Source organism: Citrobacter sp. wls829 (assembly GCF_005280825.1).
GTDB lineage: Bacteria > Pseudomonadota > Gammaproteobacteria > Enterobacterales > Enterobacteriaceae > Citrobacter > Citrobacter gillenii.
In genome coordinates this window covers 1-26122 of sequence record NZ_SZWP01000049.1, presented here as the reverse complement: position 1 = coordinate 26122, position 26122 = coordinate 1, and the positions used below count along the sequence as shown (strand labels likewise).

Below are 26122 nucleotides of genomic sequence, written 5' to 3'. Positions count from 1 at the left end.
ACCCTGATCCACCCGATCGCGATGGACGACGGTCTGCGTTTCGCAATCCGTGAAGGCGGCCGTACTGTTGGTGCGGGCGTTGTTGCTAAAGTTCTGAGCTAATTACTCGTTAATTAGTTTTGAATTGAAAAGGGCGCTTAGGCGCCCTTTTTGCTGCCTGATATTTGACACCTGTAATATTTATTCGCATTTTTCGCAAGCCGCGTCGGCATACAAACAGTATTGTGCTATTGTAATCATAACTATTCTCATTTACACTTTGCGCATAAATTGAACGGGAGCGATCATGTACGTTTGTTTGTGTAATGCGATAAGTGATAAAAAAATTCGTCAGGCTGTTCGCCAGTTTCATCCGCAATCTTTTCAACAATTACGAAAATTTATTCCTGTTGGAAATCAATGTGGTAAATGCATTCGCGCTGCGCGTGAAGTGATGCAAGATGAATTAACACAAATGCCAGAATTTAAAGAGATCGCCTAAGTCACACTTTTTTTTGACATCCCTGTAGCCCCATCTACGCTCTAAGAGTGGAAGCGGAGGGACTATAAAATGAAAGGTGATGTTAAAATCATAAGTTATCTCAATAAACTATTGGGAAATGAGCTTGTCGCGATCAACCAGTATTTTCTTCATGCCCGAATGTTTAAAAACTGGGGGCTGACTCGGCTCAATGATGTTGAGTACCATGAATCTATTGATGAGATGAAACACGCCGATAAATACATCGAGCGTATTTTGTTTTTAGAAGGGCTCCCAAATTTACAGGACTTGGGTAAGTTGGGGATTGGTGAAGACGTTGAGGAGATGCTTCAGTCAGATCTTCGACTTGAGCTGGATGGCGCAAAAGATTTACGTGAAGCCATTGCCTATGCCGATAGCGTTCATGACTATGTCAGTCGGGATATGATGATAGAGATCCTCACCGACGAAGAAGGGCATATCGACTGGCTCGAAACGGAGCTGGATCTGATTGGAAAACTGGGATTGCAAAATTACCTGCAGTCGCAAATTAAAGTCAGTGACTAAAAGCCCCGTACCAGATTTACCCCGCCAATAATAAAACCCGCAGCCGCCAGATAGGGTCCAAAAGGCAGCGGGTTTTTTAGTCCTTTTTTTCCGTGTCTTACATAATCAGCTCCCATCATGCAGCACGCTAAACAAGCCGCAAGGAAGACCAATAGCGGTAATGATTCCCACCGATGCCAGGCACCCAAGGCGGCGAGGAATTTTACATCACCATAGCCTAATCCCTCATAACGCCGCACCAGGCGGTAACTCCAGTAGATCAGCGAAAATGCGCTATAGCCTGCTATGGCTCCCCAAAGTGCGTCGGATAACAGTGCCGGTTTACAGCACTGGTAGTAAATAAGACCGCACCAGAGCAGAGGGCAGGTGAACTTGTCGGGTAATAACCCGGTACGTAAATCCTGGGCCCAAAGTAGCCCGCATAATGAAATGTAGAAAAACAGAAAGGGGAGGTCGGCGTACATGCGCGAATCCTATGTGGAAATAGATGCCACCTTCAAGAAATCGTGCTGACCATACAAGGCTTGATTGCTCATTCTGTTGGCTTCCTTCCGGAGAAATTACGATGAACAAAAACCTCTGCATTCAGAGCGGAATCGGGCTCGCATTACTGGTTGAGTGATTAATATCTACACGGCACTTGCGTAAGGCTGAGATTTACGTATAATGCGCGGGCTTGTCTAATATTGACAGCGGTTCGATATGAGCCACCGGTACTGCGAAAGCGATACCAGACAATGTTCCCAATCGGGGAACTCTGTAAGAACGGTTACACTCTCCCATCAATCGTAATGGGTTTGAGGAGTAACTATTTCGTCTATAAAATAATTGGAGCTCTGGTCTCATGCAGAACCAAAGAATCCGTATCCGTTTGAAAGCGTTTGATCATCGTCTGATCGATCAATCAACCGCGGAAATCGTCGAGACTGCCAAGCGCACTGGTGCGCAGGTTCGTGGTCCGATCCCGCTGCCGACCCGCAAAGAGCGCTTTACCGTTCTGATCTCTCCGCACGTTAACAAAGACGCGCGTGATCAGTACGAAATTCGCACTCACAAGCGTCTGGTTGACATCGTTGAGCCAACTGAAAAAACCGTTGATGCTCTGATGCGTCTGGACCTGGCTGCCGGTGTAGACGTGCAGATCAGCCTGGGTTAATCAGGTCATCGAGCGATTGAGAGGTTGATACAATGATTGGTTTAGTCGGTAAAAAAGTGGGTATGACCCGCATCTTCACTGAAGATGGCGTATCTATCCCAGTAACCGTTATCGAAGTTGAAGCAAACCGCGTTACTCAGATCAAAGATCTGGCTAACGATGGCTATCGCGCTGTTCAGGTTACCACTGGTGCTAAAAAAGCTAACCGTGTAACCAAGCCGGAAGCTGGTCACTTTGCTAAAGCTGGCGTAGAAGCTGGCCGCGGCCTGTGGGAGTTCCGTCTGGCAGATGGTGAAGAATACACCGTTGGTCAGAACATTAGCGTTGAACTGTTTGCTGACGTTAAAAAAGTTGACGTAACCGGTACCTCTAAAGGTAAAGGTTTCGCTGGTACCGTTAAGCGCTGGAACTTCCGTACCCAGGACGCGACTCACGGTAACTCCTTGTCTCACCGCGTTCCGGGTTCTATCGGTCAGAACCAGACTCCGGGCAAAGTGTTCAAAGGCAAGAAAATGGCAGGTCAGATGGGTAACGAGCGTGTCACCGTTCAGAGCCTTGACGTAGTACGCGTTGACGCTGAGCGCAACCTGCTGCTGGTTAAAGGTGGTGTTCCGGGTGCGACCGGTTGCGACCTGATCGTTAAACCAGCTGTGAAGGCGTAAGGGGATAGCAATGGAATTAGTATTGAAAGACGCGCAGAGCGCGCTGACTGTTTCCGAAACTACCTTCGGTCGTGATTTCAACGAAGCGCTGGTTCACCAGGTTGTTGTTGCTTATGCAGCTGGTGCTCGTCAGGGTACTCGTGCTCAGAAGACTCGTGCTGAAGTAACTGGTTCAGGCAAAAAGCCGTGGCGCCAGAAAGGTACCGGCCGTGCGCGTTCAGGTTCTATCAAGAGCCCGATCTGGCGTTCCGGTGGCGTAACCTTCGCTGCTCGCCCGCAGGACCACAGTCAAAAAGTTAACAAAAAGATGTACCGCGGCGCGCTGAAAAGCATTCTGTCCGAACTGGTACGTCAGGATCGTCTGATCGTTGTCGAATCATTCTCTGTAGAAGCGCCTAAAACTAAGCTGCTGGCACAGAAACTGAAAGACATGGCTCTGGAAGATGTGCTGATCATCACCGGTGAGCTGGACGAAAACCTGTTCCTGGCTGCGCGCAACCTGCACAAGGTTGACGTACGCGATGCAACTGGTATCGACCCGGTTAGCCTGATCGCCTTCGACAAAGTCGTAATGACTGCTGATGCTGTTAAGCAAGTTGAGGAGATGCTGGCATGATTCGTGAAGAACGTTTGCTGAAGGTGCTGCGCGCACCGCACGTTTCTGAAAAAGCGTCTGCTGCGATGGAAAAAACCAATACCATCGTTCTCAAAGTTGCTAAAGACGCGACCAAAGCAGAAATCAAAGCTGCTGTGCAGAAACTGTTTGAAGTCGAAGTCGAAGTCGTTAACACCCTGGTTGTTAAAGGGAAAGTTAAACGTCACGGACAGCGTATCGGTCGTCGTAGCGACTGGAAAAAAGCTTACGTCACCCTGAAGGAAGGCCAGAATCTGGACTTCGTCGGCGGCGCTGAGTAAGTCGGAGGAGTAATACAATGGCAGTTGTTAAATGTAAACCGACATCTCCGGGTCGTCGCCACGTTGTTAAAGTGGTCAACCCAGAGCTGCACAAGGGCAAACCTTTTGCTCCGCTGGTTGAAAAAAACAGCAAATCCGGTGGTCGTAACAACAATGGCCGTATCACCACTCGTCACATCGGTGGTGGTCACAAGCAGGCTTATCGTATCGTTGACTTCAAACGCAACAAAGACGGTATCCCGGCAATTGTTGAACGTCTTGAGTACGATCCGAACCGTTCCGCGAACATCGCGCTGGTTCTGTACAAAGACGGCGAACGTCGTTACATCCTGGCCCCTAAAGGCCTGAAAGCTGGCGACCAGGTTCAATCTGGCGTTGATGCTGCAATCAAAGCAGGTAACACCCTGCCGATGCGCAATATCCCGGTTGGTTCTACCGTTCATAACGTAGAAATGAAACCAGGTAAAGGCGGTCAGCTGGCACGTTCCGCTGGTACTTACGTTCAGATCGTTGCTCGTGATGGTGCTTATGTCACCCTGCGTCTGCGTTCTGGTGAAATGCGTAAAGTCGAAGCAGACTGCCGTGCAACTCTGGGCGAAGTTGGCAATGCTGAGCATATGCTGCGCGTTCTGGGTAAAGCAGGTGCTGCACGCTGGCGTGGTGTTCGTCCTACCGTTCGCGGTACTGCGATGAACCCAGTCGATCACCCACATGGTGGTGGTGAAGGTCGTAACTTTGGTAAGCACCCGGTAACTCCGTGGGGCGTTCAGACCAAAGGTAAGAAGACCCGCAGCAACAAGCGTACTGATAAATTCATCGTACGTCGCCGTAGCAAATAATTTTAGAGGATAAGCCATGCCACGTTCTCTCAAGAAAGGTCCTTTTATTGACCTGCACTTGCTGAAGAAGGTAGAGAAAGCGGTGGAAAGCGGAGACAAGAAGCCCCTGCGCACTTGGTCCCGTCGTTCAACGATCTTTCCTAACATGATCGGTTTGACCATCGCTGTCCATAATGGTCGTCAGCACGTTCCGGTATTTGTTTCCGACGAAATGGTCGGTCACAAACTGGGTGAATTCGCACCGACTCGTACTTATCGCGGCCATGCTGCTGATAAAAAAGCGAAGAAGAAATAAGGTAGGAGGAAGAGATGGAAACTTTAGCTCAACATCGCCATGCTCGTTCTTCTGCTCAGAAGGTTCGCCTTGTTGCAGACCTGATTCGCGGTAAGAAAGTGTCGCAGGCTCTGGATATTCTGACCTACACCAATAAGAAAGCGGCTGTACTGGTTAAGAAAGTCCTGGAATCTGCCATTGCTAACGCTGAACACAACGATGGCGCTGACATTGACGATCTGAAAGTTACGAAAATTTTCGTAGACGAAGGCCCTAGCATGAAGCGCATTATGCCGCGTGCAAAAGGTCGTGCAGATCGCATCCTGAAGCGCACCAGCCACATTACTGTGGTTGTGTCCGATCGCTGAGACTCTGGAGACTAGCAATGGGTCAGAAAGTACATCCTAATGGTATTCGCCTGGGTATTGTAAAACCATGGAACTCAACCTGGTTTGCGAACACCAAAGAATTCGCTGACAACCTGGACAGCGATTTTAAAGTACGTCAGTACCTGACTAAGGAACTGGCTAAAGCGTCTGTATCTCGTATCGTTATCGAGCGTCCGGCTAAGAGCATCCGTGTGACCATTCACACCGCTCGCCCGGGTATCGTTATCGGTAAGAAAGGCGAAGACGTAGAAAAACTGCGCAAAGTCGTAGCTGATATTGCTGGCGTTCCTGCCCAGATCAATATCGCCGAAGTGCGTAAGCCTGAACTGGACGCAAAATTAGTTGCTGACAGCATCACTTCTCAGCTGGAACGTCGTGTTATGTTCCGTCGTGCTATGAAGCGTGCTGTACAGAACGCAATGCGTCTGGGCGCTAAAGGTATTAAAGTTGAAGTTAGCGGCCGTCTGGGCGGCGCGGAAATCGCACGTACCGAATGGTACCGCGAAGGTCGCGTACCGCTGCACACTCTGCGTGCTGACATCGACTACAACACCTCTGAAGCGCACACCACTTACGGTGTAATCGGCGTTAAGGTATGGATCTTCAAAGGCGAGATCCTGGGTGGTATGGCTGCTGTTGAACAACCGGAACCGGCTGCTCAACCTAAAAAGCAGCAGCGTAAAGGCCGTAAATAAGGAGCGTCGCTGATGTTACAACCAAAGCGTACAAAATTCCGTAAAATGCACAAAGGCCGTAACCGCGGTCTGGCGCAGGGTACGGATGTTAGCTTCGGCAGCTTCGGTCTGAAAGCTGTTGGCCGTGGTCGTCTGACTGCCCGTCAGATCGAAGCAGCACGTCGTGCTATGACCCGTGCAGTTAAGCGTCAAGGTAAGATCTGGATCCGTGTATTCCCGGACAAACCGATCACTGAAAAGCCGCTGGCAGTGCGTATGGGTAAAGGTAAAGGTAACGTGGAGTATTGGGTTGCCTTGATTCAGCCGGGTAAAGTCCTGTATGAAATGGACGGTGTACCGGAAGAGCTGGCCCGTGAAGCATTCAAGCTGGCAGCAGCGAAACTGCCGATTAAAACCACCTTTGTAACTAAGACGGTGATGTAATGAAAGCAAAAGAGCTGCGTGAGAAGAGTGTTGAAGAGCTGAACACCGAGCTGCTGAATCTGCTGCGTGAGCAGTTCAACCTGCGTATGCAGGCTGCAAGTGGCCAGCTGCAACAGTCTCACCTGTTGAAGCAAGTGCGTCGTGATGTCGCACGCGTTAAGACTTTACTGACTGAGAAGGCGGGTGCGTAATGACCGATAAAATCCGTACTCTGCAAGGTCGCGTTGTTAGCGACAAAATGGAGAAATCCATTGTTGTTGCTATCGAACGTTTTGTGAAACACCCGATCTACGGTAAATTCATCAAGCGTACGACCAAACTGCACGTACATGACGAGAACAACGAATGCGGTACTGGTGACGTGGTTGAAATCCGCGAATGCCGTCCGCTGTCCAAGACTAAGTCCTGGACGCTGGTTCGCGTTGTAGAGAAAGCTATTCTGTAATAGAGTATGCATTCTCAACGAATAAACGGCTCAGCGATGAGCCGTTTATTTTTTCTACCCATATCGTTGAAGCGGTGTTATAATGCCGCGCCCCCGATATGGGGCTTTTTAACGACCTGATTTTCGGGTCTCAGTAGTAGTTGACATTAGCGGAGCACTAAAATGATCCAAGAACAGACTATGCTGAACGTCGCCGACAACTCCGGTGCACGTCGCGTAATGTGTATCAAGGTTCTGGGTGGCTCGCACCGTCGCTACGCAGGCGTAGGCGACATCATCAAGATCACCATCAAGGAAGCAATTCCGCGTGGTAAGGTCAAAAAAGGTGATGTGCTGAAGGCGGTAGTGGTGCGCACCAAGAAGGGTGTTCGTCGCCCGGACGGTTCTGTCATTCGCTTCGATGGTAATGCATGCGTTATTTTAAACAATAACAGTGAGCAACCTATCGGTACGCGTATTTTTGGGCCGGTAACTCGTGAACTTCGTAACGAGAAGTTCATGAAAATTATCTCTCTGGCACCAGAAGTACTCTAAGGAGCGAATCATGGCAGCGAAGATCCGTCGTGATGACGAAGTTATCGTGTTAACCGGTAAAGATAAAGGTAAACGCGGTAAAGTAAAAAATGTCCTGTCTTCCGGCAAGGTCATTGTTGAAGGTATCAACCTGGTTAAGAAACATCAGAAGCCGGTTCCGGCCCTGAACCAACCAGGCGGCATTGTAGAGAAAGAAGCAGCTATTCAGATCTCTAACCTTGCTATCTTCAACGCGGCAACCGGCAAGGCTGACCGTGTAGGCTTTAGATTCGAAGATGGCAAAAAAGTCCGTTTCTTCAAGTCTAACAGCGAAACTATCAAGTAATTTGGAGTAGTACGATGGCGAAACTGCATGATTACTACAAAGACGAAGTAGTCGCTAAACTCATGACTGAGTTTAACTACAATTCTGTCATGCAAGTCCCTCGGGTCGAGAAGATCACCCTGAACATGGGTGTTGGTGAAGCGATCGCTGACAAGAAACTGCTGGATAACGCAGCAGCTGATCTGACAGCAATCTCCGGTCAAAAGCCGTTGATCACCAAAGCACGCAAATCTGTTGCAGGCTTCAAAATCCGTCAGGGCTATCCGATCGGCTGTAAAGTAACTCTGCGTGGCGAACGCATGTGGGAGTTCTTTGAGCGCCTGATCACTATTGCTGTTCCACGTATCCGTGACTTCCGTGGCTTGTCCGCTAAGTCTTTCGACGGTCGTGGTAACTACAGCATGGGTGTCCGTGAGCAGATCATCTTCCCAGAAATCGACTACGATAAAGTCGACCGCGTGCGTGGTTTGGATATTACCATTACCACTACTGCGAAATCTGATGAAGAAGGCCGTGCTCTGCTGGCTGCCTTTGACTTCCCGTTCCGCAAGTAAGGTAGGGTTACTGAATGGCTAAGCAATCAATGAAAGCACGCGAAGTAAAGCGCGTAGCTTTAGCTGATAAGTACTTCGCAAAACGCGCTGAACTGAAGGCTATTATCTCTGATGTGAACGCGACCGACGAAGATCGTTGGAACGCAGTTCTGAAGCTGCAGTCTCTGCCGCGTGATTCCAGCCCGTCTCGTCAGCGTAACCGCTGCCGTCAAACAGGTCGTCCGCATGGCTATGTGGGCAAGTTCGGGTTGAGCCGTATTAAGCTTCGTGAAGCCGCTATGCGCGGTGAAGTACCGGGCTTGAAAAAGGCTAGCTGGTAATTACCAATTGAATCACGGGAGTAAAGACAGATGAGCATGCAAGATCCGATCGCGGATATGCTGACCCGTATCCGTAACGGTCAGGCCGCGAATAAAGCTGCGGTCACCATGCCTTCCTCCAAGCTGAAAGTGGCAATTGCCAACGTGCTGAAGGAAGAAGGTTTTATTGAAGATTTTAAAGTTGAAGGCGACACCAAGCCGGAACTGGAACTTACTCTTAAGTATTTCCAGGGTAAAGCTGTTGTAGAAAGCATTCAGCGTGTCAGTCGCCCAGGTCTGCGCATTTATAAGCGTAAAGACGAGCTGCCAAAAGTTATGGCTGGCATGGGTATCGCAGTTGTTTCTACCTCTAAAGGTGTTATGACTGATCGTGCAGCGCGCCAAGCTGGTCTTGGTGGCGAAATTATCTGCTACGTAGCCTAATCGGAGGAAAAAATGTCTCGTGTTGCTAAAGCACCGGTCGTTATTCCTGCCGGCGTTGATGTAAAAATCAGCGGTCAGGTTATTACGATCAAAGGTAAGAACGGCGAGCTGACTCGTACTCTCAACGATGCTGTTGAAGTTAATCATGCAGATAATGCACTGACCTTCGGTCCGCGTGATGGTTACGTAGATGGTTGGGCTCAGGCTGGTACCGCGCGTGCCCTGCTGAACTCAATGGTTGTCGGTGTTACCGAAGGCTTCACTAAGAAGCTGCAGCTGGTTGGTGTAGGTTACCGCGCAGCGGTCAAAGGGAATGTAGTAAACCTGGCTTTAGGTTTCTCTCATCCCGTTGATCATGAGCTGCCGGCAGGTATTACTGCAGAATGTCCGACCCAGACTGAAATCGTGCTGAAAGGCGCTGATAAACAGCTGATCGGTCAGGTTGCAGCAGATCTGCGCGCCTACCGTCGTCCTGAGCCATATAAAGGCAAGGGTGTTCGTTACGCCGACGAAGTCGTGCGTACCAAAGAGGCTAAGAAGAAGTAAGGTAACACTATGGATAAGAAATCTGCTCGTATCCGTCGTGCGACCCGCGCACGCCGCAAGCTCCAGGAGCTGGGTGCAACTCGCCTGGTGGTACATCGTACCCCGCGTCATATTTACGCACAGGTAATTGCACCGAACGGTTCTGAAGTTCTGGTAGCTGCTTCTACTGTAGAAAAAGCTATCGCTGAACAATTGAAGTACACCGGTAACAAAGACGCTGCTGCAGCTGTAGGTAAAGCTGTTGCTGAACGCGCTCTGGAAAAAGGCATCAAAGATGTATCCTTTGACCGTTCCGGGTTCCAATATCATGGTCGTGTCCAGGCACTGGCAGATGCTGCCCGTGAAGCTGGCCTTCAGTTCTAAGGTAGAGGTGTAAGATGGCTCACATCGAAAAACAAGCTGGCGAACTGCAGGAAAAGCTGATCGCGGTTAACCGCGTATCTAAAACCGTTAAAGGTGGTCGTATTTTCTCCTTCACAGCTCTGACTGTAGTTGGCGATGGTAACGGTCGCGTTGGTTTTGGTTACGGTAAAGCGCGTGAAGTTCCAGCAGCGATCCAGAAAGCGATGGAAAAAGCCCGTCGCAATATGATTAACGTCGCGCTGAACCACGGCACCCTGCAGCACCCGGTTAAGGGTACTCACACGGGTTCTCGTGTCTTCATGCAGCCGGCTTCCGAAGGTACCGGTATCATCGCCGGTGGTGCAATGCGCGCCGTTCTGGAAGTCGCTGGAGTTCGTAACGTTCTGGCTAAAGCGTATGGTTCCACCAACCCGATTAACGTGGTTCGTGCAACTATCGATGGTTTGGAAAATATGAAATCTCCGGAAATGGTCGCTGCCAAGCGTGGTAAATCCGTTGAAGAAATTCTGGGGAAATAAACCATGGCAAAGACTATTAAAATTACTCAAACCCGCAGTGCAATCGGTCGTCTGCCGAAACACAAGGCAACGCTGCTTGGCCTGGGTCTGCGTCGTATTGGTCACACCGTAGAACGCGAGGATACTCCTGCTGTTCGTGGTATGGTCAACGCGGTTTCCTTCATGGTTAAAGTTGAGGAGTAAGAGATGCGTTTAAATACTCTGTCTCCGGCCGAAGGCTCTAAAAAAGCGGCTCGCCGCCTGGGTCGTGGTATCGGTTCTGGCCTCGGTAAAACCGGTGGTCGTGGTCACAAAGGTCAGAAGTCTCGTTCTGGCGGTGGCGTACGTCGCGGGTTCGAAGGTGGTCAGATGCCTCTGTACCGTCGTCTGCCGAAATTCGGCTTCACTTCACGTAAATCAGCGATCACAGCCGAAGTTCGTCTGTCTGACCTGGCTAAAGTTGAAGGCGGTGTTGTAGACCTGAATACGCTGAAAGCAGCAAACATTATCGGTATCCAGATCGAGTTCGCGAAAGTGATCCTGGCTGGTGAAGTCACTACTCCGGTAACTGTTCGTGGCCTGCGTGTTACTAAAGGCGCTCGTGCTGCTATCGAAGCTGCTGGCGGTAAAATCGAGGAATAAGTAGCAGATGGCTAAACAACCGGGATTAGATTTTCAAAGTGCCAAAGGTGGCTTAGGCGAGCTGAAACGCAGACTGCTGTTTGTTATCGGCGCGCTGATTGTGTTCCGTATTGGCTCTTTCATTCCGATCCCTGGTATTGATGCCGCTGTACTTGCCAAACTGCTTGAGCAACAGCGAGGCACCATCATTGAAATGTTCAACATGTTCTCTGGTGGTGCTCTCAGCCGTGCTTCTATCTTTGCTCTGGGGATCATGCCGTATATTTCGGCGTCGATCATTATCCAGTTGCTGACGGTGGTTCATCCAACGTTGGCGGAAATTAAGAAAGAAGGGGAGTCTGGTCGTCGTAAGATCAGCCAGTACACCCGCTACGGTACTCTGGTGCTGGCTATATTCCAGTCGATCGGTATTGCTACCGGTCTGCCGAATATGCCTGGTATGCAAGGCCTGGTGATGAATCCAGGTTTTGCATTCTATTTCACCGCTGTTGTAAGTCTGGTTACAGGGACAATGTTCCTGATGTGGTTGGGTGAACAGATTACTGAACGTGGTATCGGCAACGGTATCTCAATCATTATCTTCGCCGGTATCGTCGCGGGACTCCCGCCAGCCATTGCCCATACTATCGAGCAAGCGCGTCAAGGCGACCTGCACTTCCTCGTGTTGCTGTTGGTTGCAGTATTAGTATTTGCAGTGACGTTCTTTGTTGTATTTGTTGAACGTGGTCAACGCCGCATTGTGGTAAACTACGCGAAACGTCAGCAAGGTCGTCGTGTCTATGCTGCACAGAGCACACATTTACCGCTGAAAGTGAATATGGCCGGGGTTATCCCAGCAATCTTCGCTTCCAGTATTATTCTGTTCCCGGCGACCATCGCGTCATGGTTCGGGGGCGGTACTGGTTGGAACTGGCTGACAACAATTTCGCTGTATTTGCAGCCTGGGCAACCGCTTTATGTGTTACTCTATGCGTCTGCAATCATCTTCTTCTGTTTCTTTTACACGGCGTTGGTTTTCAACCCGCGTGAAACAGCAGATAACCTGAAGAAGTCCGGTGCATTTGTACCAGGAATTCGTCCGGGAGAGCAAACGGCGAAGTATATCGATAAAGTAATGACCCGCCTGACCTTGGTTGGTGCGCTTTACATTACCTTTATCTGCCTGATCCCGGAGTTCATGCGTGATGCAATGAAAGTACCGTTCTACTTCGGTGGAACCTCACTGCTTATCGTTGTTGTCGTGATTATGGACTTTATGGCTCAAGTGCAAACTCTGATGATGTCAAGTCAGTATGAGTCTGCATTGAAGAAGGCGAATCTGAAAGGCTACGGCCGTTAACAGTCGCCCGAGAAGTTACGGAGAGTAAAAATGAAAGTTCGTGCTTCCGTCAAGAAATTATGCCGTAACTGCAAAATCGTTAAGCGTGATGGTGTCATCCGTGTGATTTGCAGTGCCGAGCCAAAGCATAAACAGCGCCAAGGCTGATTTATTCGCATATTTTTCTTGCAAAGTTGGGTTGAGCTGGCTAGATTAGCCAGCCAATCTTTTGTATGTCTGTGCGTTTCCATTTGAGTATCCTGAAAACGGGCTTTTCAGCATGGTGCGTACATATTAAATAGTAGGAGTGCATAGTGGCCCGTATAGCAGGCATTAACATTCCTGATCAGAAACATGCTGTGATCGCATTAACTTCGATCTACGGCGTCGGCAAGACCCGTTCTAAGGCCATTCTGGCTGCAGCGGGTATCGCTGAAGATGTTAAGATCAGTGAGCTGTCTGAAGAACAAATCGACACGCTGCGTGACGAAGTTGCCAAATTTGTCGTTGAAGGTGATCTGCGCCGTGAAGTTAGCATGAGCATCAAGCGCCTTATGGACCTTGGTTGCTATCGCGGTTTGCGTCATCGTCGTGGTCTCCCGGTTCGCGGTCAGCGTACCAAGACCAACGCACGTACCCGTAAGGGTCCGCGCAAACCGATCAAGAAATAATCGGGGTGATTGAATAATGGCAAAGGCACCAATTCGTGCACGTAAACGTGTAAGAAAACAAGTCTCTGACGGCGTGGCTCATATCCATGCTTCTTTTAACAACACCATCGTTACCATTACTGATCGTCAGGGTAACGCGCTGGGTTGGGCAACAGCCGGTGGTTCCGGTTTCCGTGGTTCTCGCAAATCCACTCCGTTTGCAGCTCAGGTTGCAGCAGAGCGTTGCGCTGAAGCCGTAAAAGAATACGGTATCAAGAATCTGGAAGTTATGGTCAAAGGACCGGGTCCAGGTCGCGAATCTACTGTTCGTGCTCTGAACGCCGCTGGTTTCCGCATCACTAATATTACTGATGTGACTCCGATCCCTCATAACGGTTGTCGTCCGCCGAAAAAACGTCGCGTATAACGCCTCGTTTCTAGGATTGTTGGAGAAAGAAAATGGCAAGATATTTGGGTCCTAAGCTCAAGCTGAGCCGTCGTGAGGGCACTGACTTATTCCTTAAGTCTGGCGTTCGCGCGATCGATACCAAGTGTAAAATTGAACAAGCTCCTGGCCAGCACGGTGCGCGTAAACCGCGTCTGTCTGACTATGGTGTGCAGTTGCGTGAAAAGCAAAAAGTTCGCCGTATCTACGGTGTGCTGGAGCGTCAGTTCCGTAACTACTACAAAGAAGCAGCACGTCTGAAAGGCAACACCGGTGAAAACCTGTTGGGTCTGCTGGAAGGTCGTCTGGACAACGTTGTATACCGTATGGGCTTCGGTGCCACTCGTGCAGAAGCACGTCAGCTGGTCAGCCATAAAGCAATTATGGTAAACGGTCGTGTTGTTAACATCGCTTCTTATCAGGTTAGTCCGAATGACGTTGTTAGCATTCGTGAGAAAGCGAAGAAGCAGTCTCGCGTGAAAGCCGCTCTGGAGCTGGCTGAGCAGCGTGAAAAGCCAACCTGGCTGGAAGTTGATGCTGGCAAGATGGAAGGTACGTTCAAGCGTAAGCCGGAGCGTTCTGATCTGTCTGCGGACATTAACGAACACCTGATCGTCGAGCTTTACTCCAAGTAAAGCTTAGTACCAAAGAGAGGACACAATGCAGGGTTCTGTGACAGAGTTTCTAAAACCGCGCCTGGTAGATATCGAGCAACTGAGTTCGACGCACGCCAAGGTGACCCTTGAGCCTTTAGAGCGTGGCTTTGGCCATACTTTGGGTAACGCACTGCGCCGTATTCTGCTCTCATCGATGCCGGGTTGTGCGGTGACCGAGGTTGAGATTGATGGTGTACTACATGAGTACAGCACCAAAGAAGGCGTTCAGGAAGATATCCTGGAAATCCTGCTCAACCTGAAAGGGCTGGCGGTGAGAGTTCAGGGTAAAGATGACGTTATTCTTACCTTGAATAAATCTGGCATTGGCCCTGTGACTGCAGCCGATATCACCCATGATGGTGATGTCGAAATCGTCAAGCCACAGCACGTGATCTGCCACCTGACCGATGAGAACGCATCTATTAGCATGCGTATCAAAGTTCAGCGCGGTCGTGGTTATGTGCCGGCTTCTACCCGAATTCATTCGGAAGAAGATGAGCGCCCAATCGGCCGTCTGCTGGTCGACGCCTGCTACAGCCCTGTAGAGCGTATTGCCTACAATGTTGAAGCTGCGCGTGTAGAACAGCGTACCGACCTGGACAAGCTGGTCATCGAAATGGAAACCAACGGCACAATCGATCCTGAAGAGGCGATTCGTCGTGCGGCAACCATTCTGGCAGAACAACTTGAAGCTTTCGTTGATTTACGTGATGTACGTCAGCCGGAAGTTAAAGAAGAGAAACCAGAGTTCGATCCGATCCTGCTGCGCCCTGTTGACGATCTGGAATTGACTGTCCGCTCTGCTAACTGCCTCAAAGCAGAAGCTATCCACTATATCGGTGATCTGGTACAGCGTACTGAGGTTGAGCTTCTTAAGACGCCTAACCTTGGTAAAAAATCTCTTACTGAGATTAAAGACGTGCTGGCTTCCCGTGGACTGTCTCTGGGCATGCGCCTGGAAAACTGGCCACCGGCAAGCATCGCTGACGAGTAACCGGATCACAGGTTAAGGTTTTACTGAGAAGGATAAGGTCATGCGCCATCGTAAGAGTGGTCGTCAACTGAACCGCAACAGCAGCCATCGCCAGGCTATGTTCCGCAATATGGCAGGTTCACTGGTTCGTCATGAGATCATCAAGACGACCCTGCCTAAAGCGAAAGAGCTGCGCCGCGTAGTTGAGCCGCTGATTACTCTTGCCAAGACTGATAGCGTAGCTAATCGTCGTCTGGCATTCGCCCGTACTCGTGATAACGAGATCGTGGCAAAACTGTTTAACGAGCTGGGCCCGCGTTTCGCGAGCCGCGCCGGTGGTTACACTCGCATTCTGAAGTGTGGCTTCCGTGCAGGCGACAATGCGCCGATGGCATACATCGAGCTGGTTGATCGCTCTGAATCGCAAGCAGAAGCTGCTGCAGAGTAATCTGTAGTAACGTAAAAAAACCCGCCCCGGCGGGTTTTTTTATATCCGAAGCACCCCAACCTATCTATACTAGCTGTACTTTTTTTGTTCACCCCCTGGAGCACTGTATGTGGTTACTGGACCAGTGGGCAGAGCGCCATATTAATGACGCGCAGGCCAAAGGCGAGTTTGATGATTTACCGGGTTCCGGTGAGCCGCTTGCTCTGGATGATGATTCTCATATTCCACCGGAACTGCGAGCCGGCTACAGGTTATTAAAAAATTCGGGTTGCCTTCCTCCCGAATTTGAGCTGCGCAGAGAAGCAATTCGTCTGCTTGATATCCTTGCAGGAATTCGTAAAGATGAGGTTCAGTATGAGGAGGTAAGTCGACGTCTTTCGCTCCTTGAACTTAAACTTCGACAGGCTGGACTCAGCACCGAGTTTTTGCGTGGGGAATATGCAGAAAAACTTCTGCATCGGATTAGTGATGATTAGCGGAGGTACCATGTATCGTATTGGCGAATTAGCTAAACTGGCTGAAGTCACGCCAGATACCATCCGCTACTATGAAAAGCAGCAAATGATGGAGCATGAAGTACGCACTGAAGGTGGATTTCGACTCTATACCGAAAGCGATCTTCAACGTCTTAAATTTATTCGTTATGCCCGACAGCTTGGTTTTACTCTGGAGTCGATCCGCGAGTTACTCTCGATCCGTATCGATCCTGAGCACCATACCTGCCAGGAGTCTAAGGGAATTGTTCAGGAAAGATTAAAAGAGGTTGAAGCCCGAATTGCTGAGCTTCAGACAATGCAGCGCTCGCTACAGCGATTGAACGATGCATGCTGCGGCATGGCGCATAGCAGCGTTTACTGCTCTATTCTCGAGGCACTTGAGCAAGGCGCTAGCGGAACAAAATCAGGCTGTTGATTTATTGAACGGTCAGGTCTACACTCGCGGCGTAAATTATTACACACTGGAGAGATTATGAGTCGTTATCAGCACACCAAAGGGCAGATAAAGGACAACGCCATTGAAGCACTATTGCATGACCCGCTATTCAGACAGCGGGTTGAGAAAAATAAGAAAGGAAAAGGAAGTTATCAGCGTAAAGGTAAACAAGGAAATCGGGGTAACTGGGAGGCCAGTGGCAAGAAAGTGAATCACTTTTTTACCACTGGCCTTCTTGTTTCAGAGAGTGCTTAAGAACGGTTATTTTGTTCTTTCAGCAGGTCACGTATTTCACTCAGCAACACCTCTTCTTTTGATGGGGCTGGCGGTGCTGTTGGCTCTTCAGCCTTTTTGCGATTCAGTCTGTTGATTAGCTTGATGGCCATAAAGATAGCAAAGGCAACAATAATGAAATCAAACACATTCTGAATAAACACACCGTAGTGCATCACGACCGCCGGGATATCTCCCTGCGCGTCGCGTAACGTTAAGGCAAACTGTTTAAAATCAATCCCACCAATTAACAAGCCCAGTGGTGGCATGATGATGTCGGCAACCAGTGACGAAACAATCTTACCGAATGCCGCACCAATAATGACACCCACTGCTAAATCTACAACATTCCCGCGCATCGCGAATTCGCGAAATTCTTTAATAATGCTCATTTTATTCTCCCTATGCAGCTGACGTTTATAAGTCTAACAAATGTTAAGACAATTTCCATTTATGTATTGCTGATAGGGGGATTTATTAGACCATGAAAAATAAGGGGAAATAAAAAGGGCGCTGTACTAGCACCCTCATAATTACAGAAAGAAGGGACTTGGCTGGAATAAACGTTCGACATCGGTAATAAATTTTTTATCGGTCAGGAACATAATGACGTGATCACCCTGCTCAATACGCAAGTTGTCATTAGCGATCATTACGTCATTACCCCGAACAACGGCGCCAATGATTGTTCCTGGCGGCAGCTTAATCTCGTCAATTGCACGGCCGACAACCCGGGATGTTGTTTCATCTCCGTGCGCGACAGCTTCGATGGCTTCTGCCACACCACGGCGCAACGAAGAAACGCCGACGATATCTGCTTTACGGACGTGGCTGAGCAATGCAGAGATCGTTGCTTGCTGTGGTGAAATGGCAATATCAATCACGCTGCCCTGCACCAGATCAACGTACGCCTTACGTTGAATCAGCACCATTACTTTCTTGGCGCCCATACGTTTAGCCAGCATTGCCGACATGATGTTAGCTTCGTCATCGTTAGTGACGGCAATAAACAGATCAACCTGATCAATATGCTCTTCGGCGAGCAGTTCTTGATCCGAAGCATCGCCAAAAAAGACGATCGTATTTTGTAACTTTTCAGCAAGCTCTGAAGCTCGTTGCTGATCGCGCTCGATCAACTTAACGCTGTAATCCTTTTCCAGCCGCCGAGCGAGTCCGGCACCGATATTACCGCCGCCTACAAGCATGATGCGCTTGTAGGGTTTTTCCAGACGCTGCAGTTCGCTCATCACTGCGCGAATATGTTGTGACGCTGCAATAAAGAATACTTCGTCACCCGCTTCCACGATGGTAGAGCCCTGCGGGCGAATAGGTCTGTCATGGCGGAAAATTGCCGCAACGCGGGTATCGATATGCGGCATATGCTCGCGCATAGTCGACAGTGCGTTACCGATCAGTGGACCGCCATAATAGGCTTTAACCACTGCGAGACTGACTTTACCTTCGGCAAAATTCACCACCTGCAGGGCACCAGGATATTCAATCAGCCGGTAGATGCTGTCGATAACCAGTTGCTCTGGGGCAATGAGGTGATCGATAGGTACCGCTTCAGAGTGGAAGAGTTTATCGGCATCGCGCACATAATCCGGTGACCGAATACGTGCGATACGATTAGGCGTATTGAAGAGCGAATAAGCGACCTGACAGGCGACCATATTGGTCTCATCAGAGCTGGTCACGGCGACCAGCATATCGGCGTCGTCGGCGCCAGCTTCGCGCAGTACGCGGGGATGAGAGCCATGCCCCTGCACAACGCGGAGGTCGAACTTGTCCTGCAGGCTGCGCAAGCGTTCACCGTTGGTATCGACTACCGTGATATCGTTGTTCTCGCCGACCAGGTTTTCAGCCAACGTACCACCAACTTGCCCTGCGCCCAGAATGATAATTTTCATCAGTCGCGACCCGTTATCTCATCACTTTTTGATTAGCTTAGCGTAAAAGAAGCCATCACCTTCTTCTGCACTCGGTAAATTCTGGCGGCCTGGTTGCTCAGGTGTGCCGGTTTCGCTTAATACCGCGTTTGGCGTACGCGTCAGGAAGGCCGCAATCTGCTGCTGGTTCTCTTCAGGCAGAATAGAACAGGTTGCATAAACCAGCGTGCCACCCGGCTTCAGATGCGCCCAAGTCGCATTCAGGATCTCTGCCTGTAGTTGGGCAAGCTCGGTGATATCCCGGTCACGGCGCAGCCATTTAATATCCGGATGGCGACGAATGACCCCAGTGGCTGAGCATGGAGCATCCAGCAGAATACGATCGAACTGCTGTTCGCCACACCATTGTTGTGGAAAACGACCATCGCCCTGCTTGACGGTAGCCTTCATGCCCAAACGCTTCAGGTTGTCGTAGACGCGAGACAGACGTTTTTCGTCTACGTCGACCGCCATTACATTTGCATTCGGAGCAACCTCCAGAATATGTGTCGTCTTTCCACCTGGCGCTGCACATAAATCGAGGATCTGTTCACCGTTCTTCGGCTGCAGATAGCTTACGCATCCCTGAGCGGAAGCGTCCTGGACGGTTACCCACCCCTGCTCGAAGCCGGGCAATGCCAGAACTGACACTGGGGTTTCCAGACGCACAGCATCCGGGTAATCCGGGTGTGGGAAGCCGGTAAGACCACTTTCCGCCAGCAATGCTAGCCACGCGTCGCGCGAGTGGTGGTTACGGTTAACGCGTAGCCACATTGGCGGACGCTGGTTATTAGCCGCAAGAATGGTTTCCCACTGCTGTGGATAAGCATTCTTAATGCGTTTTACTAACCAGGATGGGTGTAAGAAGCGCAGTTCGCTTTGTGCAAACTCGGTTAACAGTTCGTCCTGGCGGCGCTGAAACTGGCGTAGTACGCCGTTAATCAGGCCTTTCAACTGCTGGCGTTTGATCACGACCGCGCCTTCCACTGTTTCAGCTAATGCAGCATGAGGAGGGATACGGGTATGCAGTAGTTGGTAGAAACCGACCATGATCAGGTAGTGGACCGTGCGCTGTTTGCCCGTCATCGGGCGTTCCATCAGCTGTTTGATCATCCACTCAAGTTGGGAGAGGGTGCGCAATACGCCGAAGCAAAGTTCCTGTAACAGCGCCTTATCTTTATCGGCAACTTTCTGCTGCATGGCAGGTAGCACATTGCTTAGCGACTGCCCCTTTTCGACAACCTGTTCGACGGCCTGCGCCGCCATACTGCGTAAATTTAGATTTTTTTTCATAACCGCAAAAATAAAAATGCCCGGAGATGCCGGGCTTTAAGAGATGAACCGTCAGAGCAGACGGTTTCCAGGAACGAACCATTCCCGGCGTGAATTCAACAGGTCCTGCGCGCTCATGGCTTTTTTACCGGCTGGCTGCAAAGAGATGAGATTCAGGATGCCATCGCCTGTCGCAATCTGAATACCCTGGCGGGTTGCTTCCAGAATCGTTCCTGGTTCGGCACCTGCAGGTTTATCAATCACCGTGGCCTGCCAGATTTTGACCGGCTGCTCATCAATGACGATGTAACTCATCGGCCATGGATTAAAGGCGCGAATGCAGCGCTCCAGCTGAACGGCACTAAGCGTCCAGTCCATGCGGGCTTCTTCTTTACTCAGCTTCTCGGCATAGCTCACCAGCGATTCATCCTGGACTTCAGGTTTCGCGGTGCCCGTTGCCAACAGGTGCAGTGTGTGCAGCAGTCCCTGTGGGCCGAGTTCGGCTAACTTATTGTAGAGGCTGGCGCTGGTGTCTTCAGTGGTGATTGGGCAAGAGAGTTTGTGTAGCATATCGCCGGTATCCAGACCGACATCCATCTGCATGATGGTGACGCCGGTTTCGGTATCGCCAGCCCACAGTGAACGTTGGATGGGTGCCGCGCCGCGCCAGCGGGGAAGCAGGGAACCATGGACGTTGATGCATCCCAAGCGCGGCATGTCCAGCACGGCTTTTGGCAGAATAAGGCCATATGCCACTACCACCATTACATCTGCGTGCAGGTCAGCAACTAACTGCTGGTTTTCCTGAGGACGAAGAGAGACGGGCTGAAAAACCGGTAACCCTTTTTCTTCGGCCAGCACTTTTACCGGGCTGGGCATCAGCTTTTTACCACGTCCTGCTGGGCGATCCGGTTGGGTAAATACGCCGACGACGTTATGTCCAGAAGACAGCAGCGCGTCGAGATGACGCGCTGCAAAGTCAGGTGTACCCGCAAAAATAATACGTAGTGAGTCTGACACGTTGATTCTTGTCCTTAAGGTCGGGCGTTCAGGCGGTCGAGTTTTTCAACTTTCTGACGAATGCGTTGTTGTTTCAACGGCGACAGATAATCAATAAACAATTTACCAACCAGGTGATCCATTTCGTGTTGAATGCAGATGGCTAACAGGCCATCGGCTTCCAGTTCAAAGGGGTTACCCTCACGATCGAGTGCGCGAATTTTTACTTTCTCAGCGCGCGGTACTAATGCTCGCTGTTCGGGAATAGACAGGCAACCTTCTTCAATGCCGGTTTCACCGTCTTTTTCCAGTAGCTCAGGGTTGATCAACACCAGGCGCTCATCGCGATTTTCAGAGATATCAATAACAATGATGCGCTGATGAATATCAACCTGCGTTGCCGCCAGGCCAATACCTTCTTCGGCGTACATCGTCTCGAACATATCATCGACGATACGCTGAATTTCTGCATTCACTTCTTCAACCGGTTTTGCGATTTTGCGAAGACGCTCGTCCGGGATATGTAACACTTGCAAAACTGACATAGTTATCCAGAGTTGTGTTCAGGAGTTGGAAAGATTATTACCTCTATTCTAGACAAAACCCCTTCTGATTGACAGCATCAGTGACCAATCGCAAAGATTGCTATGACTGCTTGTGGCAGGGGGGAAAAGGGATGACCCACACCGAAATTTGGTTACGTTTAGCACGAGTATGTGAACTTTATGGTGATGAGATGGTGCGCATTGCTCACTGGCTTATTGCTCAACCGTGTATTAACAAAACGATACTCCAGTATGCAGGATTCTCTCCCGCCAGGCCGCACGTTTTTTAAGCTTTTCCGACATTGAATTGGAAAAAACGCTGCGCTGGCTGGAGTTACCGCATCACCATGTCGTTTTTGCCGATAGCGAACGTTATCCGCCGCAGCTTCGCGCCACTGAAGATTACCCGGGACTCCTCTTTATTGTTGGCGATCCCGATTGTTTACACTCTTTTCAGGTCGCTGTTGTGGGGAGCCGGCAACATTCCTGGTATGGAGAGCGCTGGGGGCGATTATTCTGTGAGAAGCTTGCCGCTTGCGGTGTGACAATCACCAGCGGGCTGGCACGGGGGATCGATGGCGTCGCGCACAACGCGGCGGTAAATATGAATAGAACCAGTATCGCCGTGCTGGGGAACGGCCTGGAAACCATTCATCCACGGCGGCACGCGCATCTTGCCGAACGTCTGATTGAGGCCGGAGGCGCGCTGGTGTCTGAGTTCCCTTTGGATATGCTTCCTCTACCGCGCAATTTTCCGCGACGAAATCGTATTATCAGTGGCTTAAGCAAAGGCGTACTAGTGATTGAGGCCGCTCAGCGTAGCGGTTCGCTGGTGACTGCGCGTTGTGCCCTGGAGCAAGGACGGGACGTTTTTGCGTTACCAGGGCCAATAGGGAACCCCGGTTGTGAGGGGCCACATTGGCTCATTAAGCAAGGAGCGACGTTGGTTACGGCTCCAGAAGATATTCTGGAGAATTTGCAATACGGTTTACATTGGGTGCCAGATGAACCTGAAAATTCAATTTATTCACCAGATCACGAAGAGGTGGCATTGCCATTTCCTGAGCTCCTGGCTAACGTAGGAGATGAGGTAACACCTGTTGACGTCGTCGCTGAACGTGCCGGCCAACCTGTGCCAGAGGTAGTGGCTCAGCTACTCGAACTGGAGTTAGCAGGATGGATCGCAGCTGTACCCGGCGGCTATGTCCGATTGAGGAGGGCATGCCATGTTCGACGTACTAATGTATTTGTTTGAGACATATATCCATAACGAAGCGGAGCTGCGTGTGGATCAGGACAAACTGGAACGGGATCTTACCGACGCTGGTTTTGATCGTGAAGACATCTACAACGCGTTACTGTGGCTGGAAAAACTGGCTGATTATCAGGATGGCCTTGCCGAACCTATGCAGCTTGCATCTGACCCTCTGTCTATTCGTATTTATACGGCGGAAGAGTGCGATCGCCTGGATGCGAGTTGTCGGGGGTTCTTATTATTCCTGGAGCAGATCCAGGTGCTAAACCTCGAAACGCGAGAAATGGTGATTGAGCGTGTACTCGCGCTGGATACAGCAGAATTCGATCTGGAAGACCTGAAGTGGGTGATCCTGATGGTTTTATTCAACATTCCCGGTTGTGAAAATGCGTATCAGCAAATGGAAGAATTACTCTTTGAGGTGAATGAAGGTATGCTGCATTAATCAATCTTCATTCAGTATGAGTTGTTATGGCTAAATCAGCACTGTTTGCGGTGCGTAAAAACGAGCCCTGCCCACAATGCGGGGCTGAACTGGTTATTCGTTCTGGGAAACATGGCCCGTTTCTCGGTTGTTCACAGTATCCGGAATGCGACTATGTCCGTCCGCTAAAATCCTCTGCGGACGGACATATTGTCAAAGTTCTGGAGGGTAAGTTTTGTCCTGAGTGCGGTGCTGAGCTGGTGCTGAGGCAGGGACGATTCGGTATGTTTATTGGGTGTAGTGATTACCCGGCATGTGACCATACTGAACTTATCGACAAACCAGATGAAACGGCGATTGTTTGCCCCCAATGCCGGACAGGCCAGTTGGTCCAGCGGCGTTCCCGTTATGGCAAAACTTTTTACTCCTGCGATCGCTATCCTGAGTGTCAGTTTGTCATCAACTTCAAACCTCTGGCTGGAGAGTGTCCTGAGTGTCACTATCCGCTTCTCATCGAAAAGAAAACCGCACAGGGTGTGAAACACTTTTGTGCCAGTAAACAATGTGGAAAGCCGGTCTCGGCGGAATAAAAAAGTGAATAATAACCTGCCCACAGATCCCATCGCTGCTGCGATAGCGGTTCTGAAACAAGATAAAGTCATCGCTTATCCAACAGAAGCTGTTTTCGGCGTCGGCTGTGACCCAGATAGCGAAACGGCTGTTACTCGTCTGTTGGAACTAAAACAACGACCAATTGATAAAGGCTTGATTTTAATTGCGGCAAATTTTGACCAACTCAAGCCGTATATTGATGACAGCATGCTCACTGATGCCCAACGTGATGCTATTTTCGCGTGCTGGCCAGGTCCCGTTACCTTTGTGTTTCCGGCAGCGATAACGACACCACGTTGGTTAACCGGCCGTTTTGATTCGCTGGCCGTGCGCGTCACGGATCATCCGCTGGTGGTTGCGTTGTGCCAGGCTTATGGCAAACCGTTAGTTTCTACCAGTGCTAATTTGAGTGGTCTACCCCCTTGCAGGACGGTAGAGGAAGTACGCGTGCAGTTTGGTATAGATTTCCCCGTTGTCGAAGGTGATACCGGGGGGCGTTTAAATCCTTCGGAAATCCGTGATGCCTTGACGGGTGAACAATTTCGACAGGGGTAATATGAAAGAAGCCTATGCTGTTTTTGGCAATCCAATCGCGCACAGCAAATCGCCTTTTATTCATCAGCAATTTGCAGAGCAGCTGAATATCGATCACACCTATGGACGGGTGCTGGCGCCAATCAATAATTTTGTGAATACGCTGAACACCTTCTTTGCAGAGGGCGGTAAAGGGGCGAATATAACGGTTCCTTTTAAAGAAGAGGCATTTGCGCGGGCTGATGAATTAACAGAACGGGCATCGCTTGCCGGGGCGGTTAACACGCTTAAGCGTTTGGAAGATGGACGCTTACTTGGGGATAACACCGATGGTATTGGTTTATTAAGCGATCTTGAACGTTTAGCTTTTATTCGTCCCGGATCGCGTATTTTACTTATTGGGGCTGGTGGGGCATCCCGCGGGGTATTACTCCCTCTTCTTTCTATGGATTGTGCGGTGGCCATCGTAAACCGTACCGCTTCGCGTGCAGAAGAACTGGCTCGGATCTTTTCCCATACCGGTAGCGTTCAGGCCGTGGGATTTGATGAGCTTGAGAATAACACCTTCGATCTCATTATTAATGCGACCTCCAGTGGGATTAGCGGGGATATTCCGGCTATCCCTGCATCACTGATCAACGCTTCTGTTTATTGCTACGACATGTTTTATCAGAAAGGGAATACGCCGTTCTTGTCCTGGTGCGCATTACAGGGAGCAAAACATTGTGCTGATGGGTTGGGAATGTTGGTAGGGCAGGCGGCGCATGCCGTTTTACTCTGGCATGGCGTATTGCCGAAGACGGAACCCGTCATTAAACAGCTGCAACAGGAACTGTCCGTGTGAACCAGGCTATCCAGTTTCCCGATAGAGAAGAATGGACGTCAGATATAGATGCTGTCGTTTTCCCAGCGATGGTTCAGGGTATGCAGCTAACATGCGCCATCAACGGAGAGGTGTTGGCGCGTCGCTTTGGCGGCAACACGCCTGAACAGTGGATGGAAATTTTTCGGGAGCATCGCTGGGATCTGGAAGATGAAGCCGAAGCATTGATCCAGGCTCAGCAAGAAGATGCTCATGGTTGGGTTTGGTTATCCTGACTCAAATACTCGTCTTTCCATTTCACATAGTTGTTAGCTGAATACTGCAGGCCCGCTTTTTCTTCATCGCTGAGTGGGCGGATCTGTTTAACCGGGCTGCCCAGGTACAGATACCCGCTCTCCAGGCGTTTGTTTTGCGGAACCAAACTTCCCGCGCCAATCATTACGTCATCTTCTACTACGACACCGTCCAGCAGGATCGATCCCATACCGACCAAAACGCGGTTGCCAATGACGCAGCCGTGCAGCATGACTTTATGGCCCACGGTGACATCCTCACCCACGATCAGTGGATTGCCTTGCGGGTTAGATGCTGATTTATGCGTGACATGTAACACGCTACCGTCCTGAATGTTTGTGCGGGCGCCGATTTGTACGTAGTTCACGTCACCACGGATCGCGACCAGAGGCCAGATCCCAACATTATCAGCCAGACGAACATCACCAATGATGACGCTGCTGGTGTCGATCATCACGCGTTTCCCGATCTGCGGGAAAAGATCCTTATAAGGACGCAGTACATCAGACATGTTTACCTCAATAGAATAGAGCAGTAATGAAGACTTTGGTTTGATTATCGAGACTGTGCAAGCGATTTAGTTATCAAAAATCAGCCATATTGTGCAGGAATGTAGCGAAAGGGGTAAAAAACAGCCACTCAGCAAAAAAGATCTAAAAAACACTTGTGCTAAAAAATGGGATCCCTATAATGCGCCTCCATCGACACGGC

Annotated in this window: 46 protein-coding genes and 1 pseudogene; 40 read left to right on the top strand and 7 right to left on the bottom strand. The window is 50.1% G+C overall.

What is annotated here, in order from left to right:
- The 3 genes from FDW88_RS07425 to bfr form a co-directional block, all read left to right on the top strand.
- The coding region (locus FDW88_RS07425) for a hypothetical protein (RefSeq protein ID WP_072107067.1) at positions 1-102 on the top strand (102 nt) is incomplete at its 5' end.
- A gap of 184 nt (positions 103-286) precedes the next feature.
- Entirely contained in the window at positions 287-481 is a 195-nt protein-coding gene (gene bfd, locus FDW88_RS07420; RefSeq protein WP_003031111.1) for a bacterioferritin-associated ferredoxin, read from the top strand.
- 69 nt (positions 482-550) lie between these two features.
- Positions 551-1027 carry a bacterioferritin gene (gene bfr / locus FDW88_RS07415; protein WP_115257340.1) on the top strand — a complete coding sequence of 159 codons (477 nt, stop codon included), beginning with the start codon at positions 551-553 and terminating at the stop codon, positions 1025-1027.
- Here the strand turns inward: bfr and FDW88_RS07410 are convergent.
- Positions 1024-1491, bottom strand: a complete 468-nt coding sequence (locus tag FDW88_RS07410; RefSeq protein WP_137362299.1) for an A24 family peptidase — start codon at positions 1489-1491, stop codon at positions 1024-1026. The genes bfr and FDW88_RS07410 overlap by 4 nt on opposite strands.
- A gap of 380 nt (positions 1492-1871) precedes the next feature.
- Between FDW88_RS07410 and rpsJ the strand changes: the two genes are divergently transcribed.
- From rpsJ to arfA, 31 genes are all read left to right on the top strand, one after another.
- On the top strand, positions 1872-2183 hold the full coding sequence (rpsJ, locus tag FDW88_RS07405) for a 30S ribosomal protein S10 (RefSeq protein ID WP_001181005.1): 312 nt from the start codon (positions 1872-1874) through the stop codon (positions 2181-2183).
- 32 nt (positions 2184-2215) lie between these two features.
- Complete coding sequence (gene rplC / locus FDW88_RS07400; RefSeq protein ID WP_096759318.1) at positions 2216-2845, top strand: 50S ribosomal protein L3; 630 nt, start codon at positions 2216-2218, stop codon at positions 2843-2845.
- 10 nt (positions 2846-2855) lie between these two features.
- A complete protein-coding gene (rplD, locus tag FDW88_RS07395) occupies positions 2856-3461 on the top strand; it encodes a 50S ribosomal protein L4 (protein WP_003031119.1) in 606 nt (201 codons plus the stop codon).
- On the top strand, positions 3458-3760 hold the full coding sequence (rplW, locus tag FDW88_RS07390) for a 50S ribosomal protein L23 (protein WP_004868363.1): 303 nt from the start codon (positions 3458-3460) through the stop codon (positions 3758-3760). The genes rplD and rplW overlap by 4 nt, the downstream gene beginning before the upstream one ends.
- Before the next feature lie 17 nt (positions 3761-3777).
- Complete coding sequence (rplB, locus tag FDW88_RS07385) at positions 3778-4599, top strand: 50S ribosomal protein L2 (RefSeq protein WP_038634702.1); 822 nt, start codon at positions 3778-3780, stop codon at positions 4597-4599.
- Between the two features lie 16 nt (positions 4600-4615).
- On the top strand, positions 4616-4894 hold the full coding sequence (gene rpsS / locus FDW88_RS07380) for a 30S ribosomal protein S19 (RefSeq protein WP_001138115.1): 279 nt from the start codon (positions 4616-4618) through the stop codon (positions 4892-4894).
- A 14-nt stretch (positions 4895-4908) separates the two neighbouring features.
- On the top strand, positions 4909-5241 hold the full coding sequence (gene rplV / locus FDW88_RS07375; protein ID WP_000448832.1) for a 50S ribosomal protein L22: 333 nt from the start codon (positions 4909-4911) through the stop codon (positions 5239-5241).
- Positions 5242-5258: 17 nt separating this feature from the next.
- Positions 5259-5957 carry a 30S ribosomal protein S3 gene (gene rpsC / locus FDW88_RS07370; RefSeq protein WP_006817277.1) on the top strand — a complete coding sequence of 233 codons (699 nt, stop codon included), beginning with the start codon at positions 5259-5261 and terminating at the stop codon, positions 5955-5957.
- 12 nt (positions 5958-5969) lie between these two features.
- Entirely contained in the window at positions 5970-6380 is a 411-nt protein-coding gene (rplP, locus tag FDW88_RS07365) for a 50S ribosomal protein L16 (protein WP_000941212.1), read from the top strand.
- Positions 6380-6571 carry a 50S ribosomal protein L29 gene (gene rpmC / locus FDW88_RS07360; protein WP_000644742.1) on the top strand — a complete coding sequence of 64 codons (192 nt, stop codon included), beginning with the start codon at positions 6380-6382 and terminating at the stop codon, positions 6569-6571. Before rplP ends, rpmC begins: the two co-directional genes overlap by 1 nt.
- Positions 6571-6825: a 30S ribosomal protein S17 gene (gene rpsQ / locus FDW88_RS07355; protein ID WP_017460070.1), complete on the top strand. Its 255-nt coding sequence runs from the start codon at positions 6571-6573 to the stop codon at positions 6823-6825. Before rpmC ends, rpsQ begins: the two co-directional genes overlap by 1 nt.
- Positions 6826-6987: 162 nt before the next feature.
- A complete protein-coding gene (gene rplN, locus FDW88_RS07350; protein ID WP_000613954.1) occupies positions 6988-7359 on the top strand; it encodes a 50S ribosomal protein L14 in 372 nt (123 codons plus the stop codon).
- Positions 7360-7369: 10 nt separating this feature from the next.
- Positions 7370-7684 (top strand): 50S ribosomal protein L24, encoded by a 315-nt coding sequence (gene rplX / locus FDW88_RS07345; RefSeq protein WP_003031122.1) that lies wholly within the window; start codon positions 7370-7372, stop codon positions 7682-7684.
- Between the two features lie 14 nt (positions 7685-7698).
- A complete protein-coding gene (rplE, locus tag FDW88_RS07340) occupies positions 7699-8238 on the top strand; it encodes a 50S ribosomal protein L5 (RefSeq protein WP_003031123.1) in 540 nt (179 codons plus the stop codon).
- 14 nt (positions 8239-8252) lie between these two features.
- Positions 8253-8558 carry a 30S ribosomal protein S14 gene (rpsN, locus tag FDW88_RS07335; protein ID WP_003031125.1) on the top strand — a complete coding sequence of 102 codons (306 nt, stop codon included), beginning with the start codon at positions 8253-8255 and terminating at the stop codon, positions 8556-8558.
- Positions 8559-8588: 30 nt separating this feature from the next.
- Complete coding sequence (gene rpsH / locus FDW88_RS07330) at positions 8589-8981, top strand: 30S ribosomal protein S8 (protein WP_003031127.1); 393 nt, start codon at positions 8589-8591, stop codon at positions 8979-8981.
- A gap of 12 nt (positions 8982-8993) precedes the next feature.
- Positions 8994-9527, top strand: a complete 534-nt coding sequence (rplF, locus tag FDW88_RS07325) for a 50S ribosomal protein L6 (protein WP_096759319.1) — start codon at positions 8994-8996, stop codon at positions 9525-9527.
- Positions 9528-9536: 9 nt separating this feature from the next.
- Positions 9537-9890 (top strand): 50S ribosomal protein L18, encoded by a 354-nt coding sequence (rplR, locus tag FDW88_RS07320; protein ID WP_000358960.1) that lies wholly within the window; start codon positions 9537-9539, stop codon positions 9888-9890.
- Positions 9891-9904: 14 nt separating this feature from the next.
- Positions 9905-10408 (top strand): 30S ribosomal protein S5, encoded by a 504-nt coding sequence (gene rpsE, locus FDW88_RS07315; protein WP_003031131.1) that lies wholly within the window; start codon positions 9905-9907, stop codon positions 10406-10408.
- Between the two features lie 3 nt (positions 10409-10411).
- Positions 10412-10591 (top strand): 50S ribosomal protein L30, encoded by a 180-nt coding sequence (gene rpmD / locus FDW88_RS07310; protein WP_001140434.1) that lies wholly within the window; start codon positions 10412-10414, stop codon positions 10589-10591.
- Between the two features lie 3 nt (positions 10592-10594).
- Positions 10595-11029 carry a 50S ribosomal protein L15 gene (gene rplO / locus FDW88_RS07305; protein ID WP_096759320.1) on the top strand — a complete coding sequence of 145 codons (435 nt, stop codon included), beginning with the start codon at positions 10595-10597 and terminating at the stop codon, positions 11027-11029.
- A 7-nt stretch (positions 11030-11036) separates the two neighbouring features.
- The gene (gene secY / locus FDW88_RS07300) at positions 11037-12368 is read left to right on the top strand and encodes a preprotein translocase subunit SecY (RefSeq protein WP_001118864.1); all 1332 of its coding nucleotides are present in this window, start codon (positions 11037-11039) and stop codon (positions 12366-12368) included.
- A gap of 30 nt (positions 12369-12398) precedes the next feature.
- Positions 12399-12515 carry a 50S ribosomal protein L36 gene (gene rpmJ / locus FDW88_RS07295; RefSeq protein WP_000868187.1) on the top strand — a complete coding sequence of 39 codons (117 nt, stop codon included), beginning with the start codon at positions 12399-12401 and terminating at the stop codon, positions 12513-12515.
- Between the two features lie 146 nt (positions 12516-12661).
- Complete coding sequence (rpsM, locus tag FDW88_RS07290) at positions 12662-13018, top strand: 30S ribosomal protein S13 (protein ID WP_003031135.1); 357 nt, start codon at positions 12662-12664, stop codon at positions 13016-13018.
- 16 nt (positions 13019-13034) lie between these two features.
- A complete protein-coding gene (rpsK, locus tag FDW88_RS07285; RefSeq protein WP_003031137.1) occupies positions 13035-13424 on the top strand; it encodes a 30S ribosomal protein S11 in 390 nt (129 codons plus the stop codon).
- Positions 13425-13456: 32 nt separating this feature from the next.
- Positions 13457-14077 (top strand): 30S ribosomal protein S4, encoded by a 621-nt coding sequence (rpsD, locus tag FDW88_RS07280; protein ID WP_003031138.1) that lies wholly within the window; start codon positions 13457-13459, stop codon positions 14075-14077.
- A gap of 25 nt (positions 14078-14102) precedes the next feature.
- Positions 14103-15092 (top strand): DNA-directed RNA polymerase subunit alpha, encoded by a 990-nt coding sequence (rpoA, locus tag FDW88_RS07275; protein ID WP_096755434.1) that lies wholly within the window; start codon positions 14103-14105, stop codon positions 15090-15092.
- A gap of 40 nt (positions 15093-15132) precedes the next feature.
- Positions 15133-15519, top strand: a complete 387-nt coding sequence (rplQ, locus tag FDW88_RS07270) for a 50S ribosomal protein L17 (RefSeq protein ID WP_042395993.1) — start codon at positions 15133-15135, stop codon at positions 15517-15519.
- A 107-nt stretch (positions 15520-15626) separates the two neighbouring features.
- Positions 15627-15995: a DUF1992 domain-containing protein gene (locus tag FDW88_RS07265; RefSeq protein WP_137362298.1), complete on the top strand. Its 369-nt coding sequence runs from the start codon at positions 15627-15629 to the stop codon at positions 15993-15995.
- Between the two features lie 10 nt (positions 15996-16005).
- Positions 16006-16431 (top strand): Zn(2+)-responsive transcriptional regulator, encoded by a 426-nt coding sequence (gene zntR, locus FDW88_RS07260; RefSeq protein ID WP_045448272.1) that lies wholly within the window; start codon positions 16006-16008, stop codon positions 16429-16431.
- 57 nt (positions 16432-16488) lie between these two features.
- Positions 16489-16707 carry an alternative ribosome-rescue factor ArfA gene (gene arfA / locus FDW88_RS07255; RefSeq protein ID WP_137362297.1) on the top strand — a complete coding sequence of 73 codons (219 nt, stop codon included), beginning with the start codon at positions 16489-16491 and terminating at the stop codon, positions 16705-16707.
- On the opposite strand, the gene mscL is transcribed toward arfA, so the two are convergent.
- The 5 genes from mscL to def form a co-directional block, all read right to left on the bottom strand.
- A complete protein-coding gene (gene mscL / locus FDW88_RS07250) occupies positions 16704-17117 on the bottom strand; it encodes a large-conductance mechanosensitive channel protein MscL (protein WP_096755437.1) in 414 nt (137 codons plus the stop codon). The two genes, arfA and mscL, sit on opposite strands and share 4 nt — an antisense overlap.
- A gap of 141 nt (positions 17118-17258) precedes the next feature.
- Positions 17259-18635 (bottom strand): Trk system potassium transporter TrkA, encoded by a 1377-nt coding sequence (gene trkA, locus FDW88_RS07245; RefSeq protein ID WP_096755438.1) that lies wholly within the window; start codon positions 18633-18635, stop codon positions 17259-17261.
- A gap of 21 nt (positions 18636-18656) precedes the next feature.
- On the bottom strand, positions 18657-19946 hold the full coding sequence (gene rsmB, locus FDW88_RS07240; protein ID WP_096755439.1) for a 16S rRNA (cytosine(967)-C(5))-methyltransferase RsmB: 1290 nt from the start codon (positions 19944-19946) through the stop codon (positions 18657-18659).
- Between the two features lie 51 nt (positions 19947-19997).
- Positions 19998-20945, bottom strand: a complete 948-nt coding sequence (gene fmt / locus FDW88_RS07235) for a methionyl-tRNA formyltransferase (protein WP_115257341.1) — start codon at positions 20943-20945, stop codon at positions 19998-20000.
- A gap of 14 nt (positions 20946-20959) precedes the next feature.
- Entirely contained in the window at positions 20960-21469 is a 510-nt protein-coding gene (def, locus tag FDW88_RS07230) for a peptide deformylase (RefSeq protein WP_096755441.1), read from the bottom strand.
- 131 nt (positions 21470-21600) lie between these two features.
- On the opposite strand from def, the pseudogene dprA reads away from it, so the two are divergent.
- From dprA to FDW88_RS07200, 6 genes and pseudogenes are all read left to right on the top strand, one after another.
- A pseudogene (gene dprA, locus FDW88_RS07225) lies at positions 21601-22724 on the top strand (DNA-protecting protein DprA).
- Positions 22696-23169, top strand: coding sequence for a DUF494 family protein Smg (smg, locus tag FDW88_RS07220; RefSeq protein WP_003031162.1), 474 nt, complete (start codon positions 22696-22698; stop codon positions 23167-23169). The pseudogene dprA and the gene smg overlap by 29 nt, the downstream one beginning before the upstream one ends.
- A gap of 26 nt (positions 23170-23195) precedes the next feature.
- Positions 23196-23738, top strand: coding sequence for a type I DNA topoisomerase (locus tag FDW88_RS07215; protein WP_096755443.1), 543 nt, complete (start codon positions 23196-23198; stop codon positions 23736-23738).
- A 4-nt stretch (positions 23739-23742) separates the two neighbouring features.
- Positions 23743-24315, top strand: a complete 573-nt coding sequence (gene tsaC, locus FDW88_RS07210; RefSeq protein ID WP_096755444.1) for an L-threonylcarbamoyladenylate synthase type 1 TsaC — start codon at positions 23743-23745, stop codon at positions 24313-24315.
- Between the two features lies 1 nt (position 24316).
- A complete protein-coding gene (aroE, locus tag FDW88_RS07205; RefSeq protein WP_137362296.1) occupies positions 24317-25138 on the top strand; it encodes a shikimate dehydrogenase in 822 nt (273 codons plus the stop codon).
- Positions 25135-25392, top strand: a complete 258-nt coding sequence (locus tag FDW88_RS07200) for a DUF1488 domain-containing protein (protein ID WP_137362295.1) — start codon at positions 25135-25137, stop codon at positions 25390-25392. Before aroE ends, FDW88_RS07200 begins: the two co-directional genes overlap by 4 nt.
- Here the strand turns inward: FDW88_RS07200 and FDW88_RS07195 are convergent.
- Positions 25368-25922 carry a gamma carbonic anhydrase family protein gene (locus tag FDW88_RS07195; protein ID WP_115257345.1) on the bottom strand — a complete coding sequence of 185 codons (555 nt, stop codon included), beginning with the start codon at positions 25920-25922 and terminating at the stop codon, positions 25368-25370. The two genes, FDW88_RS07200 and FDW88_RS07195, sit on opposite strands and share 25 nt — an antisense overlap.
- Between the last annotated feature and the right edge of the window lie 200 nt (positions 25923-26122).